16 protein-coding genes are annotated in these 18,806 nt (G+C 39.6%); 13 read left to right on the top strand and 3 right to left on the bottom strand.

Going from position 1 to position 18,806, the window contains the following annotated elements; all coding sequences use genetic code 11:
• Positions 1–37: 37 nt before the first annotated feature.
• The 3 genes from L641_RS0102640 (at position 38) to L641_RS0102630 (ending at position 3,538) form a co-directional block, all read left to right on the top strand.
• Positions 38–511, top strand: coding sequence for a DUF1456 family protein (locus tag L641_RS0102640; protein ID WP_024601041.1), 474 nt, complete (start codon positions 38–40; stop codon positions 509–511).
• Positions 512–898: 387 nt separating this feature from the next.
• A complete protein-coding gene (gene gdhA, locus L641_RS0102635; RefSeq protein ID WP_024601040.1) occupies positions 899–2,251 on the top strand; it encodes an NADP-specific glutamate dehydrogenase in 1,353 nt (450 codons plus the stop codon).
• Positions 2,252–2,431: 180 nt separating this feature from the next.
• The gene (locus L641_RS0102630; protein WP_024601039.1) at positions 2,432–3,538 is read left to right on the top strand and encodes a diguanylate cyclase; all 1,107 of its coding nucleotides are present in this window, start codon (positions 2,432–2,434) and stop codon (positions 3,536–3,538) included.
• A gap of 45 nt (positions 3,539–3,583) precedes the next feature.
• Here L641_RS0102630 and L641_RS0102625 read toward each other — a convergent pair whose 3' ends face one another.
• Both L641_RS0102625 and L641_RS0102620 read right to left on the bottom strand, forming a co-directional pair.
• Positions 3,584–5,317, bottom strand: a complete 1,734-nt coding sequence (locus L641_RS0102625) for an AMP-binding protein (protein WP_024601038.1) — start codon at positions 5,315–5,317, stop codon at positions 3,584–3,586.
• A gap of 331 nt (positions 5,318–5,648) precedes the next feature.
• Positions 5,649–6,095, bottom strand: coding sequence for a DUF3010 family protein (locus L641_RS0102620; RefSeq protein ID WP_008110482.1), 447 nt, complete (start codon positions 6,093–6,095; stop codon positions 5,649–5,651).
• Between the two features lie 565 nt (positions 6,096–6,660).
• Between L641_RS0102620 and thrS the strand changes: the two genes are divergently transcribed.
• The 10 genes from thrS to L641_RS0102565 all read left to right on the top strand — a co-directional run bounded on the left by thrS (position 6,661) and on the right by L641_RS0102565 (position 17,096).
• Entirely contained in the window at positions 6,661–8,571 is a 1,911-nt protein-coding gene (gene thrS, locus L641_RS0102615) for a threonine--tRNA ligase (protein ID WP_024601037.1), read from the top strand.
• A gap of 59 nt (positions 8,572–8,630) precedes the next feature.
• Complete coding sequence (gene infC / locus L641_RS0102610; protein ID WP_008110479.1) at positions 8,631–9,191, top strand: translation initiation factor IF-3; 561 nt, start codon at positions 8,631–8,633, stop codon at positions 9,189–9,191.
• Positions 9,192–9,403: 212 nt separating this feature from the next.
• Positions 9,404–9,604, top strand: coding sequence for a 50S ribosomal protein L35 (gene rpmI / locus L641_RS0102605; RefSeq protein WP_004587840.1), 201 nt, complete (start codon positions 9,404–9,406; stop codon positions 9,602–9,604).
• Between the two features lie 15 nt (positions 9,605–9,619).
• The gene (gene rplT / locus L641_RS0102600) at positions 9,620–9,982 is read left to right on the top strand and encodes a 50S ribosomal protein L20 (protein ID WP_008110477.1); all 363 of its coding nucleotides are present in this window, start codon (positions 9,620–9,622) and stop codon (positions 9,980–9,982) included.
• A 286-nt stretch (positions 9,983–10,268) separates the two neighbouring features.
• Complete coding sequence (locus L641_RS0102595; protein WP_024601035.1) at positions 10,269–12,086, top strand: M14 family metallopeptidase; 1,818 nt, start codon at positions 10,269–10,271, stop codon at positions 12,084–12,086.
• Position 12,087: 1 nt separating this feature from the next.
• Positions 12,088–12,729 (top strand): MBL fold metallo-hydrolase, encoded by a 642-nt coding sequence (locus tag L641_RS0102590; protein WP_024601034.1) that lies wholly within the window; start codon positions 12,088–12,090, stop codon positions 12,727–12,729.
• 84 nt (positions 12,730–12,813) lie between these two features.
• Positions 12,814–13,272: an Lrp/AsnC family transcriptional regulator gene (locus L641_RS0102585; RefSeq protein WP_008110469.1), complete on the top strand. Its 459-nt coding sequence runs from the start codon at positions 12,814–12,816 to the stop codon at positions 13,270–13,272.
• A 114-nt stretch (positions 13,273–13,386) separates the two neighbouring features.
• Entirely contained in the window at positions 13,387–14,943 is a 1,557-nt protein-coding gene (locus L641_RS0102580; protein WP_008110467.1) for a SulP family inorganic anion transporter, read from the top strand.
• A gap of 258 nt (positions 14,944–15,201) precedes the next feature.
• Entirely contained in the window at positions 15,202–16,275 is a 1,074-nt protein-coding gene (locus L641_RS0102570; RefSeq protein ID WP_008110465.1) for a histidine kinase, read from the top strand.
• Positions 16,272–17,096 (top strand): LytTR family DNA-binding domain-containing protein, encoded by an 825-nt coding sequence (locus tag L641_RS0102565; RefSeq protein WP_024601033.1) that lies wholly within the window; start codon positions 16,272–16,274, stop codon positions 17,094–17,096. The genes L641_RS0102570 and L641_RS0102565 overlap by 4 nt, the downstream gene beginning before the upstream one ends.
• Positions 17,097–17,157: 61 nt before the next feature.
• Here the strand turns inward: L641_RS0102565 and pyk are convergent, their stop codons facing one another.
• A complete protein-coding gene (pyk, locus tag L641_RS0102560; protein WP_024601032.1) occupies positions 17,158–18,594 on the bottom strand; it encodes a pyruvate kinase in 1,437 nt (478 codons plus the stop codon).
• Between the last annotated feature and the right edge of the window lie 212 nt (positions 18,595–18,806).

Genomic DNA, 18,806 nt, shown 5'->3' with positions numbered 1-18,806 from the left:
TTTGTTTGCTGAGCGCTTATTTACCTTGGGATTTACTTTGACAAATAACGATATTTTACGCCGTATTCGCTACACCTTTGATTTAACTGATTCAGCTATGGTTGATGTTTTCGCCGCAGCAGCGCAGAGCGTAAGCACTGAGCAGGTGATTGCATGGTTAACTAAAGAGGGCGAGCCTGGGTATACCCCAATAAGTGACACTGAATTTGCGGTATTTTTAAATGGTTTTATAAATACCAAGCGCGGCAAGCGTGAAGGTGAGCAGCCAGAGCCTGAAAGTAAATTGAACAACAATATTATTTTTATGAAGCTACGTATTGCTTTAAATATGAAAGCAGAAGACGTGATCGCGACCTTGGCGTTGGTTGATTTTGATTTAAGTAAACATGAGCTAAGCGCATTTTCACGTAAAGTTGAAAACAAGCATTACCGTGTGTGTAACGATCAAATATTGCGTTTATTTTTAACTGGTGTACAGCGTACTTTTCGCCCAGATGGCGAAAAAGCTTAATGCATTTTATGGAGGTTGAATACAACCTCCATTTTGACCTCTCCACATTTACTCAATTATCAGTCTATCCTTCTACAACTTCAGTCTCATAAAGCAGTTTATTTTGTCGCTCTCGTAAAAATGTAGAGTCGTATTTTGTTTTACTATTTTTTTAATACTTTTAACGTGTTATTCATTCAAATGGGTGTTTTTAGCATATAAATTCTTTTTTAATGAGTTTTTATATAAAAGAAACAACAATTTAATTCAACATCAAACACGTGCATCCAGTTTATCTATGATGTTAAAGTGTGAAAATAATGATCGGATAATTAATTTCTTCACTAACAATAGCATTGATCATTTCTCCTATTTCGAATTAAAAAATACCTACATGGAAGAATAAATATGAATTATATACACACAACCATTGCGCAGTTAAAACAAACGAGCCCTGCGCAATGTGAGTTTTATCAAGCAGTGGAAGAAGTGCTTGACTCACTTGAACCTGTATTTGCGCAAACAAGTCATTACCAACAACAAGCAATTATTCAAAGAATGGTAGAGCCAGAGCGCCAACTAATGTTTCGTGTGCCTTGGGTTGACGATGAGGGCAATATTCAAGTGAATAAAGGCTACCGTATTGAATTTAATTCGGCGTTAGGGCCTTACAAAGGCGGCTTACGTTTTCACCCGAGTGTAAATGCCAGCATTATAAAGTTTTTAGGCTTTGAACAAATTTTTAAAAATGCACTAACAGGTTTGCCTATTGGTGGGGGAAAAGGCGGTGCGAACTTTGATCCTAAAGGACGCTCTGATGGCGAAATTATGCGTTTTTGCCAATCCTTTATGAACGAGCTATACCGCCATATTGGCCCGACTACCGATGTACCTGCCGGCGATATTGGCGTAGGTGCCAGAGAGATTGGCTATATGTTTGGTCAATACAAACGCTTAACAGGGCGTTATGAAGGGGTGCTAACGGGTAAGAGTTTACTTTGGGGTGGATCGCTTGCCCGTAAAGAGGCCACTGGCTATGGCGCTGCCTATTTTGCTAATAATATGCTTGAAGACCGTAACGATAGCTTATCGGGTAAGCGCTGTTTAATTTCAGGCTCTGGTAATGTGGCTATCTATGCCATGGAAAAGTTATATCAACTTAATGCAACGCCAATTACCTGTAGTGACTCTAAAGGCACTTTATACGATGAGAATGGTATTGATTTAAAGCTGATAAAACAGCTCAAAGAGCAATCAAGAGGGTGTTTAAGTGACTACTTAGACACTCACCCTCAAGCTAATTACACACCGCGTGACGAATATCCTCAAGATGGTCATACGGTATGGCGCTACAGTGCGGATGCTGCGTTTCCTTGTGCCACGCAAAACGAGTTAACTCAAGCTGATGCAAAAGCGCTACTTGATAATGGCTGTAAATTAGTATGTGAAGGTGCCAATATGCCCTCAACCAAAGAAGCGATTGATTGCTTCATTGAAGCAAAAATAGCTTATGGCCCGGGTAAAGCGGCTAATGCCGGTGGCGTGGCAACCAGCCAACTAGAAATGGCGCAAAATGCCAGTATGCAAAGCTGGACGTTTGAAGAAGTTGATGAAAAGCTCAAGCAAATAATGAAAGATATTTTCACAACAGCAAGCGATACCGCAAAAGAATTTGATCAGCCCGGTAATCTATTATTAGGCGCTAACATCGCCGGTTTTAGACGTGTAGCCGATGCAATGATTGAACAAGGCGTTGTATAGTAGCGCCTCTGCTATTTAATTAACTCTCTACTTTTATTCGTTATATCCTGAATAAGAATTGTTCAGGATATAGCAAAAATAATATATAATATTATTTAATAAGGTAAATTTAACTCGCTAATTAATAACAATAAACTATAGTGTGGATAAGGATCAGTGAGCTTATTAAGGAGAGTGCAGGTGCGACTTATTCCCGCAATTTTTTATTTTTCAAGTGCGACAGAGCACGACTTCCAAAATCAACTTAATAAAAGCTCAATGCGCCTTGCTGATGCATCACTCTACCTTGTAACACTTTTTTTATTGTCTTTTATTTTTATGGCTTGGTTTAATCAACAAGAGCCTGCTAATTCAACCATAACAATTTTACGTGTAGTTATGGTATTGCTATCGATAGTTCTGATTATTATAAATAAAACACTAAGTTCAGAGTACTTACATTCGCGCTTTTTTATTTATGCGGTTTTATTTTGTTTTTTATTTAGTTATTTCTTCTGGGTATATGTTCAGCGTTACGGTGAGTTGAAAGAGGGAGGGCCTATGCTTGTAGCGGCTGCATTTATAGCCATACCGATGCTGCACTTAGGACATAAACTGGTTTTATGGTCAATAATCGGCATTGCCTTGATATTTATTGAGCTTTTTTCTTCTACTTCGATTGTATGGACACTTTATTTTTATTTTAGCATGGTGATTGTATTGGCTATTGTGCAATATCAACTAGATACCTTATTAAGAAAGCAATATAAAGCGGAGTTATTTGAAACGGAAAAAGCTAACACCGATCAGTTAACAGGTATGCATAATCGGCATAGTTTTGATCGGCGCTGTAAAGCATTAATTAACAAGTTAGCGCCATCACAATATTTAGGGTTAGCCATGATTGATATCGACTATTTTAAAAAATATAACGATAACTACGGCCACTTAGAGGGAGATAACGTACTAATAGCAGTAGCAAACCGATTAAAGCATTGTGACGCTGATATTGTGGTGCGTTTTGGTGGTGAAGAATTCATATTGGTAAAAACATTGCAAGCGAATGAGCTAGATTGGTTAAGTGACTTACCTAAGTGCTTCGCAGACGACCCCATTGCACACCAATATTCACCTTTTAACCGTATTACTGTCTCTGCCGGTATTGCAATTGATCAATACACGACATATAGGCCTTCAATAAAATCATTGTTAGCAACAGCTGATGTAGGGGTTTATAAAGCTAAAAATGCAGGACGAAATATCAGTATTACCGATTTTGTTGACCCTAAACAACCTGAAATTGAGTAAGACAATGCAAAGCACTAAGCTGATAGTGCTTCGCATTGAATCGGTTTACGAAAATGCAGATTCGGCGAGCTCTTCTTGCATTTGTTCACGCATTTTAAATTTTTGCAATTTGCCGGTTACCGTCATCGGGTAATTCTCAACAAAGCGAATGTATTTAGGTTGTTTAAAGTAGGCGAGTTTGTCCTTTAAAAATAATCGAATTGCATGCTCATCTAGTACTTCACCTTCTTTAGGTTGGATCCAAGCACAGACTTCTTCGCCAAATTTTTCATCACTAATGCCAAAAATAGCGGCGTCTTGTATACCCGGATAGGTGTAAAGCACTTCTTCAATTTCACGCGGATAAATGTTTTCACCACCACGAATAATCATGTCTTTAATTCTGCCAACAATGCTGACAAAGCCCTCACTGTCCATTACCCCTAAATCGCCCGAGTGCAGCCAGCCTTCACTGTCAATGGTTGCTTTGGTTTTCTCTTCATCATTCCAGTAGCAACGCATAATGCCCGCACCACGGCTACATACTTCACCAGGCTGCCCGATTTTTTGAATGTCACCAACCTCATCAATAATTTTTACTTCGGTGTGTGCAAGTGCTCGGCCAACCGTAGTGACTTGACGCTCAATAGAAGAGTCGGTTTCGGTAATGTTATTAATTGGGCTGCATTCTGTTTGCCCATAGGCAATTACCACCTGATTCATATTCATGAGTGTTTGTACTTTACGCATCACCTGTTCAGGACAAGTTGAGCCTGCCATAACACCTGTTCGCAGTGTACTTAAGTCATACTCGTTAAAGTTATTAAGCTCTAACTCGCTTATAAACATAGTGGGTACACCATGAAGGCCGGTGCATTTTTCTTGTTGTACCACCTCTAATGTAGTTTTTGGATCAAAAGAATCACTTGGATAAATTGCAGCGGCCCCTTTACTGACACACAATAAACTGCCTAATACCATGCCAAAGCAGTGATATAGCGGAACAGGAATACAGAGCTTATCGCGCTCAGTAAAGTGCATAGCTTGTGCGACTAAAAGCGCATTATTCAATATATTTTTATGCGTCAACGTAGCCCCTTTAGGGTTTCCGGTGGTGCCAGAGGTAAATTGAATATTGATATCTTGATTGCAATCGAGGGTTTTGGCCACCACTTGCAGTTCTAATTTATGTGCATCGGTGGGCATGCTCATAACCTCATTAAAGGAAAACATCCCATCGACGGGTTCATCACCAATACAAATTACATTTTTTAAAGTGGGTAATTTGACTGCGGTTAACTCACCTTTGTTACAACCGCTAAGCTCAGGAGCTAAACTTTTCAGCATATTAATATAGTGGCTGCCTTTAAATTCAGTGGCGGTTATAAGCGTAGAGCATTCCACACTGTTTAGTGCATATTGCAGTTCACTAGGGCGGTAAGCTGGGTTAATGCATACCATAATGGCACCTATTTTAGCGGTGGCAAATTGTGTTAAGCACCACTGTATATTGTTCGGTGACCAAATACCGACCCGTTCACCAGGTTTTACCCCTAAAGCCAGGAACCCCATAGCAAGTTGATTAATCTGCTGTTGAAATTGCTTATAGCTTAAACGTATATTTTGATGGGCAACGACTACGGCCAGAGCGTCTGGGTTATTGTCGACAATGGCGTCAAAGTAATCGCCTATGGTTTGTTCTACTAATGGTGTGCTCTGAATTCCTTTAAAATAGCTGCTTGATAGCGGTATAGTGTTTATTTGCTCTACTTCTTTTATCACTTTTTGTGTCGCTTTCATGACATACTCCATGTTTTTATTTTTGAGAGGCCTGCTGTTTAAATAAACACGAATTGTCGACAAAAGGAAGAGGGTTAGACTAATGTATTATACCAATCGGCAATAATACTAAATCATTTTGAGGGGGCAAATCAGACGCTAGCTGTGTTAAAAATTTCTCATTGAGAACAACTAACTAACGAAATTTTTGCTTTGATATCGACACGATTTTCCTCCCTCAAATTAGATCACTTAGTTAAGCGAATTGGTATTACTGTTTCTATGTAGAATTTAAAGACAAAAAAACGCGTACTCTCTAGCGAATACGCGTTTTGATAAGGATGTAATTAATTTACATTTCGTCGCTGCGATACGTTTTTTTCATAATGTAAACGTAAGCATTAACAAATGCATTTTCTTGATACTTTTTAAGACCGGTGTCTTCAAACGCGATAGGTATCGGATTACGTTTTACTTGTTCTTTTATTTCGGTGGTTGAAAACACGCGTACATCGAGATTATCGATTAACTGAATAGCGGTTTCCATTTTGAATCCTTTAGCGCTGCCAGCAAACTTACCTTTAGGTTGGCGTTCGCGAATGGCAACCGAATCAATTTGGTAATCTTGCATTAACTTGGCAAAATCAAACTGAAACTTACGCATTACTTCAGTGTCGTTACCGTTACCTAAGGTAAAGCGTGTTTGGCGCACATCACGAATATCAAAAACGTCATTATCTTTACTTAAAATACAAAGTAGTACATCACTACCGGTAATTTCTACACCACATGTTCTCATTGCTAATCTCTACTATAACTTAATTACCCGTTATTATACGCAACACGCATTAAAATGCGAGTTTAAGCACTTACAGTGGTGTTTTTGTTAGCGCTTAACGTCCATTCATCATTTTGATGTAACAAGGTCTGTTTATCTTTGCGGCTAAATGTGCAGCCCTCCTTTTTTTAGCTAAGACAGCGCTATGGTTTGTTTACTTTAAATAGGTTTGAGCGTTGCTCAATTTTTTACTTAGCGCCAGGTGATAGCTCCCGGGCTTTAACTAAATCGCCCCTAGATTGAACAAATCCTAATACAGAAAGCCAACAGACTCTTATTAAACGTTATTAATTGCACTTTTATGGTAAAATAGGGTGGTTTTTAATAGCTTAAAACTTGTAATTAATGCTGCAGCACGCGACAATAACTCTCTTGTAGTTGAGCAGACTCAGCATCTACATTAGCCATTTTTGGCGAAAAATAGTCAATGCTTATTCGTAAAAGCGTTGTCGAGTCATTCTCATTTAATTAATTAAAAATACACGTGATACATTGTAGGTGTCACCACTGTATGTAAGGATTTATAATGCCAGTTATTACTCTTCCTGACGGTAGTCAGCGTAGTTTTGAAAACCCTGTAAGCACTCTTGATGTAGCAAACGATATAGGCCCTGGTCTTGCTAAAGCCACCATTGCGGGTCGTGTTAATGGCGAACGCGTAGATGCGTGTGATTTAATTAGTGACGATTCTCGTCTTGAGATCATTACCGCAAAAGACGACGATGGCCTAGAGATTATTCGCCACTCGTGTGCGCACTTAATTGGTCATGCTGTTAAACAACTTTTTCCTGATGCAAAAATGGCGATTGGTCCAACAATTGATAACGGTTTTTACTACGATATTGATATGGAACATTCGTTATCTCAAGATGATCTTGATGCCATTGAAAAACGTATGCTACAGCTTGCAAAAACAAACTACGACGTAGTGAAAAAAACCGTTAGCTGGCAAGAAGCGCGCGACACTTTTGCAGCGCGGGGCGAAACATACAAAATTGAAATACTAGACGAAAATATCGCACAAGATGACCGTCCAGGTTTATATCATCACGAAGAATACATCGATATGTGTCGTGGTCCTCATGTGCCAAACATGAAGTTTTGTCAAAACTTCAAAATTATGAAAGTGGCCGGCGCATACTGGCGCGGTGATTCTGAAAACAAAATGCTACAGCGTATTTACGGCACAGCATGGGGCGATAAAAAGCAACTTAAAGCGTATTTAAAGCGTTTAGAAGAGGCTGAGAAGCGCGATCACCGTCGTATCGGTAAAGCACTCGATTTATGGCACTGGCAAGAAGAAGCGCCAGGTATGGTATTTTGGCACAACGATGGTTGGAGCATTTACCGCGAGCTAGAAGACTTTGTGCGTGAAAAATTACGTGAGTACCAATACGAAGAAGTGAAAGGTCCAATGATGATGGATCGCTCTCTGTGGGAAAAATCAGGGCATTGGGAAAAGTATTCAGAAGCCATGTTTACCACGGAATCTGAAAAGCGTGAATACGCAATCAAGCCAATGAATTGCCCAGGCCACGTACAAATTTTCAACCAAGGTTTAAAATCGTACCGTGACTTACCACTGCGTATGGCAGAGTTTGGTTGTTGTCACCGTAATGAACCATCAGGCGCGCTTCATGGCTTAATGCGTGTACGCGGCTTTACCCAAGATGATGCGCATGTATTTTGTACAGAAGAGCAAATCATGGATGAAGTATCGGCCTGTATTAAAATGGTTTACGATACCTATGAAACATTTGGTTTCGAAAAAATTGTTGTTAAACTTTCAACTCGCCCAGAGCAACGTATTGGCGAAGATGAAATGTGGGACAAAGCAGAGCTTGCACTTGCTGACGCACTTAAAGCAAATGACATTGAATTTGATTATTTACCAGGTGAAGGGGCGTTTTATGGCCCTAAAATTGAATTTACTTTGTACGATTGCTTAGACAGAGCGTGGCAGTGTGGTACAGTGCAACTAGATTTTGCATTACCGGGTCGTTTGGGCGCTACTTATGTAGCTGAAAATAACGAACGTCGCACACCTGTTATGATACACCGCGCTATTTTAGGGTCTATTGAGCGCTTTATCGGTATCTTAACAGAAGAGTACGCTGGTTTATTCCCAACGTGGCTTGCGCCTAAGCAAGTGGTGATTATGAATATCACCGATAAACAAGCACCTTATGTGCAGGAAATTGTACAAAAATTAAATAAACTTGGAATTAGAGCCGCTGCTGACTTGAGAAATGAGAAGATTGGCTTTAAAATCCGAGAACATACACTTAAGCGTATTCCTTACTTACTGGTTGTTGGCGATAAAGAAGTTGAACAACAAGAAGTAGCAGTACGAACTCGCACAGGTGAAGACCTAGGCAAATTTAATGTCGATGATTTTATCGCTAAAATCAGTGAAGAAATCAAAAATCGACAGTAAAAATCGAGCGTGTAGGGCAATCACAAACGGCCAACTACACGCTTATATTATTGATATTCTTGGAGGAACGTACCATTAGAGGCGGCAAGAAAGGGCAACAAACAGCTCAAAAAAATCGTATTAACGAAGAAATTACAGCGCTAGAAGTTCGTTTAATCGACATCGACGGCGAACAAGCTGGAATTCAGTCATTAAAAGACGCGCAAGCTATGGCTGATGCAGCGGGTGTTGATCTTGTAGAGATCAGTCCAAACGCTGAGCCGCCTGTTTGTAAGGTTATGGACTACGGTAAGTTCATCTTTGAAAAAAGCAAAGAACTAAAAGAGCAGAAGAAGAAGCAAAAGCAAATCCAGATTAAAGAAATCAAATTCCGTCCGGGAACGGATGAAGGCGATTATCAGGTTAAGCTGCGCAACTTACGTAAGTTCTTAGAAGCTGGCGATAAAGCTAAGATAACTATCCGCTTCCGTGGTCGTGAAATGGCTCACCAAGAAATTGGTATCGAATTATTAAACCGTATTAAAACCGATTTAGAAGAGTTAGCAGTTGTTGAGTCTTTCCCAAATCGTGTTGAAGGTCGTCAAATGGTTATGATGATGGCACCGGTTGCTAAAAAGTAATAATTAGGCGATAATACGCACCGAATTTAGCTCAGGTTTGCAAGTGATTTGAAAATGTCCACCTGAGTTAACCGGTTTTAAAGTAAAACTGCGGTATTTATATCGGGTTTTCACCGGAACATAGCAGTAAGTTAGGCCTTTAAAGTGGAGCTATAGCAATATATCTCACGCCTTCTTACTAAATTTAAAGCAATACAATTGGAGTTATTGCAATGGCTTACAAGCTAAAAAGTCACAGAGGCGCAGCTAAGCGTTTCAAAAAGACTGCTTCTGGCGGTTTCAAGCGTAAACAAGCGCATCTTCGTCACATTCTGACTAAGAAAACTTCTAAGCGTAAGTTACACCTACGTCCTAAGATGATGGTTCATAAAAATGACCATGGTCTAGTTTCACGTATGTTACCATTCGCTTAATAGGGGTTTTTAGAAATGGCAAGAGTTAAACGCGGCGTTGTCGCACGTGCACGTCACAAAAAAGTTTTAAAACAAGCGAAAGGTTACTACGGAGCACGTTCACGTGTTTACCGCGTAGCTTTCCAGGCTGTTACTAAAGCGGGTCAATACGCTTACCGTGACCGCCGTGCTAAGAAACGTACTTTCCGTCAACTATGGATTGCACGTATCAATGCTGCTTCACGTCAAAATGGTCTGTCTTACAGCCGTTTTATCAATGGTCTTAAAAAGACATCTGTAGAAATCGATCGTAAGATCCTTGCAGATATCGCTGTTTACGACCAAGTTGCATTCGCAGCGCTTGTAGCAAAAGCAAAAGAAGGCCTAGCGGCAGCTTAAGTTTTTGTATAAGTAATGAAAAGGAGCCCATGGCTCCTTTTTTTGTGCCTGTAATTTATTATCTTTTTTATGCGCTTGTAGGCTTTTTCCTTTATTTATTGCCGTTGTGTGTTCGTTTTTTAGGTACTAATTAGCCCTTTTTATTCAGTAGATGTTGATAGCGTGGCTGGGCTGCAACTAAAAATGCCGTTGGCTGTATTTTTTTGTTGAACCACCGCAGTTTTGGCAACTAGAAAAGTTTAATTGCTATAATTTTTCTTAATTAATGGGTTTGTTAGAGAAGTATATGTTTATAAGTTTATTGGTTTTATCTGCAAGTATGGTAAATAGCGATCATTTACCGCCATTATTACCATGGGAAGGTAGTAGTACCTCACTATTGCAACAACAGGGACCCTTAACCACAGACTTTGAAATTTCTGCAGGAGTCTCGTCTCCCAATTATGCTAATACCATGGCATTTGTTGATAGATTAGTGGCTGCGAATCCCACTCAATTTAAATCAAAAACGATTGGCTATAGTAATAGTAAACGAGCAATAAAAATGTTGATTGCTAGTGAGCAAGGTTTTTTTGATGCGGGGCAAATGGCCAATAGCACCAAACCAACCGTGCTTATTCAGGCTGGTATTCACGCTGGTGAGATTGATGGTAAAGATGCGATGTTTATGCTGCTTAGAGACATTGCTACGGGTAAACGACGCGATATATTAAAAAAGGTAAACATTTTATTTATCCCAATATTAAACGTTGATGGTCACGAGCGTAGTAGTGCGTTTAATCGTATTAATCAGCGTGGCCCTGTCAAAATGGGTTTTAGAACAAACGCAAATAATCTTAATTTAAATCGTGATTACACTAAGCTTGATACACCAGAGGTTAAAAGCGTCCTTCAAGTAATTAATGATTATAATCCGAATTTGTATATTGACGTACACGTGACTGATGGGGCTGATTACCAATACGATGTAACCTATGGCTATAACCCAGTATTTGCTAGCGAGTCGCCTGCCATTTCAGATGCGCTTAACCGTTATTTTAAACCAATGATTGATCAAACCCTCACTGAGCAAGGCCATGTTCCGGGCCCTTTAGTGTTTGTTATGGATAAGCAAGAATTTAAATCAGGTTTAGCAGGTTGGGTTGCCACACCGCGGTTTTCAAACGGGTGGGGTGATTTAAAGTCATTGCCTACCATTTTAGTTGAAAACCATTCTTTAAAGCCATACAAACAACGCGTGTTAGGGACTTATGTGTTTATAGATGGTGCTATTGAAGCATTATCAGCGCATAAAGATAAACTCGCTAATGCAGTAAAAAAAGAACAAGAATTTGTTCCTAAGCAATTAATTGTTAAGCGTGGTTATTCTGAGCAGCCTGATCATATCGCGTTTAAAGGTATTGCTTATTCTAAAAGCTTGAGCCCATTGTCAAATCAACAAGAAGTAAGCTATTTGGGTAAAAAACAGGATTATGACAAGCTGCCTATTTTTTGGCAAAAAGAGGTGCAGCACACGGTTGAAGTACCAAAATCATTTTTTATTCCACCTGTTTACACCGATATTATTGAGAAATTAGCCCTGCATGGGGTGTCAGTTAATAAGCTCAGTGGTGCCAACACTCAGCCATTAAAAATGGCAAAAGTAGCGCAATATAGTTTTGATAAAGCGCCATTTGAAGGGCGTTTTAGAGTGTCGGCTAGTTTTGATTATGTACCAGCTACAAATGTGGATTTAGATGGTTGGTTTGAAGTGAGTACGCAGCAAAAGGCAGGAGAGTTAGCTGTCCACTTGCTACATCCTGAAGCACCAGATTCATTTTTTGCTTGGGGAGAGTTTAATACTATTTTTCAGCGCACTGAATATATGGAAAATTATGCTTTGATACCGTTTGCTGAAAAAATGCTTGCTGATGACCCCAAATTAGCCCAAGAATTTGATAAAAAAGTAAACCAGGATAAAGACTTTGCTAAGAACGCTGAAGCACGTTTAAATTGGTTATATGAGCATAGCCCATTTTATGATCAAGCTTATTTGAAATACCCAGTTTTAATGTCATACGAAGAGAATATAGTTATTCCAGCACAAAAAGATAAAGAAATATAAGATGAAAATAATCACTATTCCCGTAACCCCGTTTATGCAAAATTGCCGCATTATAGTATGTGAACAAACCCAGCAAGCTGTCGTGGTCGACCCTGGCGGTGATGCTGAAAAAATTAATGCATCACTTAAGCAGCATAATTTATCATTAGCAGCGATTTGGTTAACCCATGGGCATTTAGATCATGTAGGCGCTGCGCATAATTTACGCGAGCAACACAAGGTAAAGATGATTGGGCCTCATGAGGATGAACGTTTTTGGTTCGACAATTTACCGATGCAAGCCACTATGTTTGGCTTTAAACCGATCAACTCCTTCTATCCTGATGAATGGTTAGCCCATGGTGATAGTATCAAGGTTGGGCAGCTTGAATTTAAAGTACTTCATTGCCCAGGGCATACGCCAGGGCATGTTGTGTTTTATCAACAAGCACACAATACGGTTATCGTCGGGGATGTTATTTTCAAAGGTTCAATAGGGCGTACCGACTTTCCTAAAGGCGACAGCAAGCAGCTAATCGACTCTATAATGCAACATATCATGACATTACCACCGAACACTGCAATTTTAAGTGGCCATGGTGACAACACCCATGTTGCTCATGAACAGGCTACTAACCCATTTGTAAGTGGCCAGTTTGGTTGATGTGCATATTTGTTAAAAATAAGCAGACTGCTTTTTAAAAAGGCTGTATAATTTAACCAATTTATTAGATAAATAAGAAATAAAATGTCTCTAAATCACGTAGATCGCCAAATATTGGCACTTTTACAACAAGATGCAAGTTTATCAACTGCTGAGATTGCAGACAAAGTCGGACTTTCTCAGTCTCCTTGTTGGCGTCGTATTGCTAAATTAGAACAAGATGGCTACATCAAAAGTAAAGTCGCATTGCTTGATGAAAAAAAGCTGGGCTTTGATATGTTGGTTTACGCCCATGTACGTTTATCAAACCATGGTAAAAAGAATTTAGCTGAGTTTGAAAAATTAATACTTAGCTATGATGAAGTGACTGAATGTTACACCATGGCTGGGACTATGGACTTTATGTTGCGTATTATTTCTCAAGGCATAGAAGGTTATGAGCACTTTGTACGCGATAACTTGCTTAGCTTAGAATATGTACAAGAGGTTCATTCTAATGTGACCATGACGTGTGTTAAACGAAGCACGGCACTGCCACTTTAAACTTTACTAAGCAGCTAAAAACACACAGGCTGAATTAACTATAATTGTGAAATGAGCGCTAATTTGATAAAATCTAGCGCTTTTTTTGTTAGCGAAATAAAACTGAGGAACTCAATGTTTAACTTACTCAGCAGAGCGCCAAGCTCTGCTAAAAACGATATTCTCTCTGGATTGACAGTGGCACTTGCCTTGATCCCAGAAGCTGTTGCATTTGCCTTTGTTGCAAATGTAGAACCTCTTGTTGGTTTATACGCCGCATTTATTGTGGGCTTAATTACGGCTATTTTTGGTGGTCGTCCGGGTATGATTTCGGGTGCAACCGGTGCATTAGCGGTTGTGATGGTAAGTTTAGTACTTGATCACGGAGTGGAATACCTATTTGCTACTGTGTTGCTGATGGGACTACTACAAATATTGGCTGGGGTATTTAAGCTCGGTAAGTTTATTCGTATGGTTCCGCATCCTGTTATGCTCGGTTTCGTTAACGGTTTAGCGATTGTTATATTTTTAGCCCAGCTTGGACAGTTTAAAGTGCCTGATGGTGCTGGCGGCCAAATGTGGATGACGGGCAGTGCGCTTTACATCATGTTAGGTTTAGTGGCGCTAACGATGGCAATTATTCACTTTTTACCAAAATTAACTACCGCGGTGCCTTCATCACTGGTTGCTATTGTTACTGTAACGGGTTTAGTGATTGGTCTTGATTTAGAAGCACGTACGGTACTTGATTTCTTAAAAGGCATGACAGGAAATGAAGCTGCAACCATTGCCGGTGGCTTACCACAGTTTCATATTCCTATGGTCCCTTTTAACCTAGAAACACTACAAATTATCTTTCCATATGCGCTTATTCTTGCAGCTATTGGCTTAATTGAATCGCTGTTAACGCTAAGCTTGATTGACGAAATTACAGAAACCCGTGGCCATTCTAATAAAGAATGTATTGGCCAAGGTGCGGCCAACGTCACATGTGGTTTCTTTGGTGCAATGGGTGGCTGTGCCATGATTGGCCAATCTATGATCAATATTAATTCAGGTGGGCGTTCGCGTTTATCAGGTATTAGTGCCGCATTGATGTTACTTGCATTTATTATCTTCGCTTCAAGCTTAATCGAAATGATCCCACTGGCCGCATTAGTTGGGGTTATGTTTATGGTGGTGCTGGGTACGTTTGAATGGGCGAGTTTCAAAATGATGAAACGCGTGCCTTTATCTGATGCTTTTGTAATTGTATTAGTTTCGGGTGTAACGGTTATTACCGACCTTGCGATTGCGGTGTGTGTAGGTGTTATTGTCTCTGCGTTAGTGTTTGCATGGCAGCATGCAAAACATATTTACACAACTAACTATATTGATAAAGAAGGTTCAAAAGTGTACGAGCTACATGGGCCTTTATTTTTTGGTTCGGTTAAAAACTTTGCTGATTTATTTGATGTTAAGAACGACCCCAAAGATGTGATTGTTGAGTTTAAATACAGTCGCGTTGCGGATCATAGTGCGATTGAGGCCATCGACAGCTTAGCTGACAAATACAATAAAGCGGGTAAAAAGCTGCACTTGCGTCACTTAAGTAAAGACTGTACAGAACTACTGCATAAAGCACGTGACTTAGTTGAAGTGAACGTAATTGAAGATCCGACTTATAAAGTTGCTTCAGATAAGCTTGCTTAAAAAATAAAAGTAAACATTGATAAGCGAAAGGTGGATGCCTTTCGCTTTTTTTATGCGTTTTAAATCATCCGCAAGGGGTAATTGCAACACGAGTTTTAGTTTGTTTGACGTAACCACTAAACCAGAACTGAGCATCCATCCTGTATTTATTTAATTTATTGTTTGCGATAGGGCTATTAAAAAGTAAGACAGTTGGTAGTGCTATACCTGACGATAAATCGATATAATAGTGACAAATTTACAAGGTAATAATTAATTTTGAATTGGCAGTCTTTAATTGATAACAGACAACGTTTTTTCTGGCTTTTGCAAATTGCAGGCTGGATAGGTTATGCGTTAGTTAACTATATTGGTTCTAAAGTATTCGAAATGCGTGATATTTACGTATTCGTTATTTTACTAAACGCCTATGCGGGCTGTTTAATGACTGTGCCTCTGCGTTATATTTATCGCAAAATTTGGAATGCCTCACCTTGGGTATTAATTATTGTTGTATTTGGCGCCTCTTATATAACCGGTACATTATGGGCCGTGGTGCAAAAGTTTAACCTGTGGGAAATTTATCGCCACGGATATCGTCCTGAAGAATGGTTTTATTATTTACAACAAGGACTCGATTCTGTTTATATTATTTTGTGTTGGAGTGGTTTGTACTTTGGGGTTAAGTATTACCAGTTATTACAAAGTGAACGTCAAAAAGCCTTAAAAGCAACCACGATGGCGCACGAAGCGCAGTTAAAAATGCTTAGATACCAGCTAAATCCTCATTTTTTGTTTAATACGCTCAATGCAATATCAACCTTAGTTTTGGTAAAAGAAAATAAAGATGCTAACTTGATGGTATCTAAATTGAGTGACTTTTTACGCTATACACTTAATACTGATCCAATTAAAAAAGTGCCGCTGGAGCAAGAGTTACATGCATTAATGCTCTATTTAGAAATTGAACGTGTACGTTTTGATGAGCGCTTACAAGTTAATGTGGACGTGAGTGAGCAGGCCAAACAAGCATTAGTGCCAAGCTTAATATTACAACCGATCATCGAAAATGCCATTAAGTACGCCATTGCCCATATGTCAGAAGGTGGTGTTATTGATATAAAAGCGCAAGTTTTTGCTAATGAATTATTACTTGAAGTGGGCGATAATGGGCCTGGCACTGATATTGAAAATGGTCAGTTAGTTAATGCACAAGGCGTAGGGGTGGCAAACACCCGAGACAGATTAAAAACGCTCTACGAAAATAATTACTCGTTTGTATTATCACATAATACGCCAAGTGGATTAAAAGTTAATCTGCGAGTCCCGTTTGAGAAGGCTGTGAAGAAATGACAAGAATAAAAACGCTTATTGTTGATGATGAACCATTAGCACGTAAAGGTTTAGCCGTCAGGCTTGAAGAGTTTTCTGATATTGAAGTGATCAAACTGTGTAGCTCAGGTTTTGATGCGATTGAAAGTTGTAAAAACGAAAAAATTGATCTTGTCTTTCTTGATATTCAAATGCCTGGTATGAACGGTTTTGAAGTCGCACGTGTTTTAAGTGAAAGCAGTAAAGATTTACCTGCCATTGTGTTTGTTACGGCGTTTGATCACTTTGCTGTTAAAGCATTTGAAATTCATGCTTTAGATTACATTTTAAAACCCGTTGATGATAACAGATTAAAACAGGCGGTAGAAAAAGTGCATACCTATTTAAAAACTCAGCAGGATAACGCCCATAAGAAAAAACTAGCGAGTTTCGTAGCAGGGATAACAGGCAATAACTGCGAAGAAATTTTAAAGAAATTAGCCACTGGCGATACCCTTACAGATCGTCGTTATCCTGAATCATTGGCCGTAAAAGAGCAGGGCGAAATTGTCAGAGTACCCGTTGCTACTATACAGTGGGTAGATGCGGCAGGTGATTACATGTGTCTGCATTGCCAAGATGGGCAAACGCATATATTACGTAAAACCATGAAAGAGCTTGAACAAGAATTAGATCCAAGCTTATTTGTACGTGTTCATCGCAGCGCGATTGTTAACACCAAACAAATTAGCAAGCTGGTAACTCAGGTTAGTGGTGAATATTTATTAGTGTTAGATAACGGACAAGAGCTCAAAGTAAGTAGAAGTTACCGTGATAAAGTAAAAGCAGCATTAGCAAGCTAATTTTAATAAATAGCATAAAAAACGCGAGCATATAGCTCGCGTTTTTTTATGCGCGTTACAGTTACGAAACAGTGACTATTTTCATCGTGTTGGTTGCACCAATCGTTTCCATCGCATCGCCGTGGGTAATAATCACGGTATCGCCTGCTTGTAAAGAGCCTGCGGCTACGAGTGTGCTTAATGCATCTTTAACCATGCTATCTTTTTCACATTTTGTAGAGTCAAAAAATACAGGGTAAACACCACGATACAGCGCTGTTTGACCTAATGTACTTGCATGACGTGAAAGTGAATAAATAGGCAGTCCAGAGCTAATACGCGACATCAATTTTGCCGTGCTACCTGACTCAGTAAGGGTGATAATCGCTTTAACAGAGTCTAAGTGGTTAGCTGCATACATAGCTGATAAGGCAATTGATTCGGCATTAGAAGAAAAACGGCTGTCTAAACGATGTTTAGAAACGTGTGTTTCTTTTTGCGACTCAGCACCTAAACAAACACGCGCCATAGTAGCAACGGTTTCTTCCGGGTAATCACCAGCGGCTGTTTCAGCAGAAAGCATCACTGCATCTGTGCCATCAAGTACTGCATTGGCAACATCCATAACTTCTGCACGTGTTGGCATAGGGTTATCGATCATCGATTCCATCATTTGCGTAGCGGTTACAACGGTACGGTTCAATGAACGAGCACGACGAATAATGAGTTTTTGTTTACCCATTAGTGCAGCATCACCAATTTCTACACCTAAGTCGCCACGGGCAACCATAACAGCGTCAGACGCTAAAATAATGTCATCAACTGCTTCTTGTGTTTCTACTGCTTCAGCACGCTCAATTTTAGCTAAAAGCTGTGCATTAGAGCCTGCAGCCTCCGCTAATGAACGCACATAACGCATATCATCGCCACTGCGAGGAAAAGAAACTGCAATGTAATCAACGCCAATTTCAGCAGCGGTGATTAAATCTTCTTTATCTTTTTCCGTAAATGCAGGTGCCGTTAAGCCTCCACCTAGACGGTTAATCCCTTTATTATTAGAAAGTACGCCGCCAACAGTCACAATGGTATGAACTAAGTGACCTTCAACACTTTCTACGGTGAGTTGAATTAAGCCATCGTTTAATAGCAATAAATCACCAGGGGCAACATCTTGTGGTAGCTCTTTATAGTCAATACCGACGGCGTTAATATCGCCTTGGCGTTTTTCCATTTTGGCATCAAGAATAAATTTTGCACCAACAGATAAGGTCACTTTGCCTTCTTTGAAGGTTGAAACGCGAATTTTTGGGCCTTGTAAGTCAGCGAGAATCGCGATGTGCTTACCAAGTTTAGTTGCAATATCTCGAACAGCTTGTGCACGGTCTTTATGATCTTGTGCAACACCGTGTGAGAAATTTAATCGAACGACATTTGCGCCTGCACGAATAATTTTTTCTAAGTTATTATCTCTATCTGTTGCAGGTCCAAGTGTCGCGACTATTTTTGTACGTCTTAACATTAAATTCTCCTGTGTGCTTTTTTTAAGCAAGTTGACGGTTATTTTGTTTTTAGCGATTACTAATAAAGAGCAATCTTTAGTTTTATGCAATTTTTATAACATTGCGACTATTATATACAAAATGAATATGTCATCATTATGACACCGGTGTCACAGGGCGTCAATGATCTAAAAATTTAAATAGCACTGCTATTTCTTCCCCTGAGAGGGCG

Origin of the sequence: Pseudoalteromonas sp. TB41, from assembly GCF_000497975.1 — a bacterium.
Taxonomy (GTDB): domain Bacteria; phylum Pseudomonadota; class Gammaproteobacteria; order Enterobacterales; family Alteromonadaceae; genus Pseudoalteromonas; species Pseudoalteromonas tetraodonis.
Note: the sequence above shows the minus strand (reverse complement) of the source record. Positions and strands in the feature narration are given on the sequence as shown.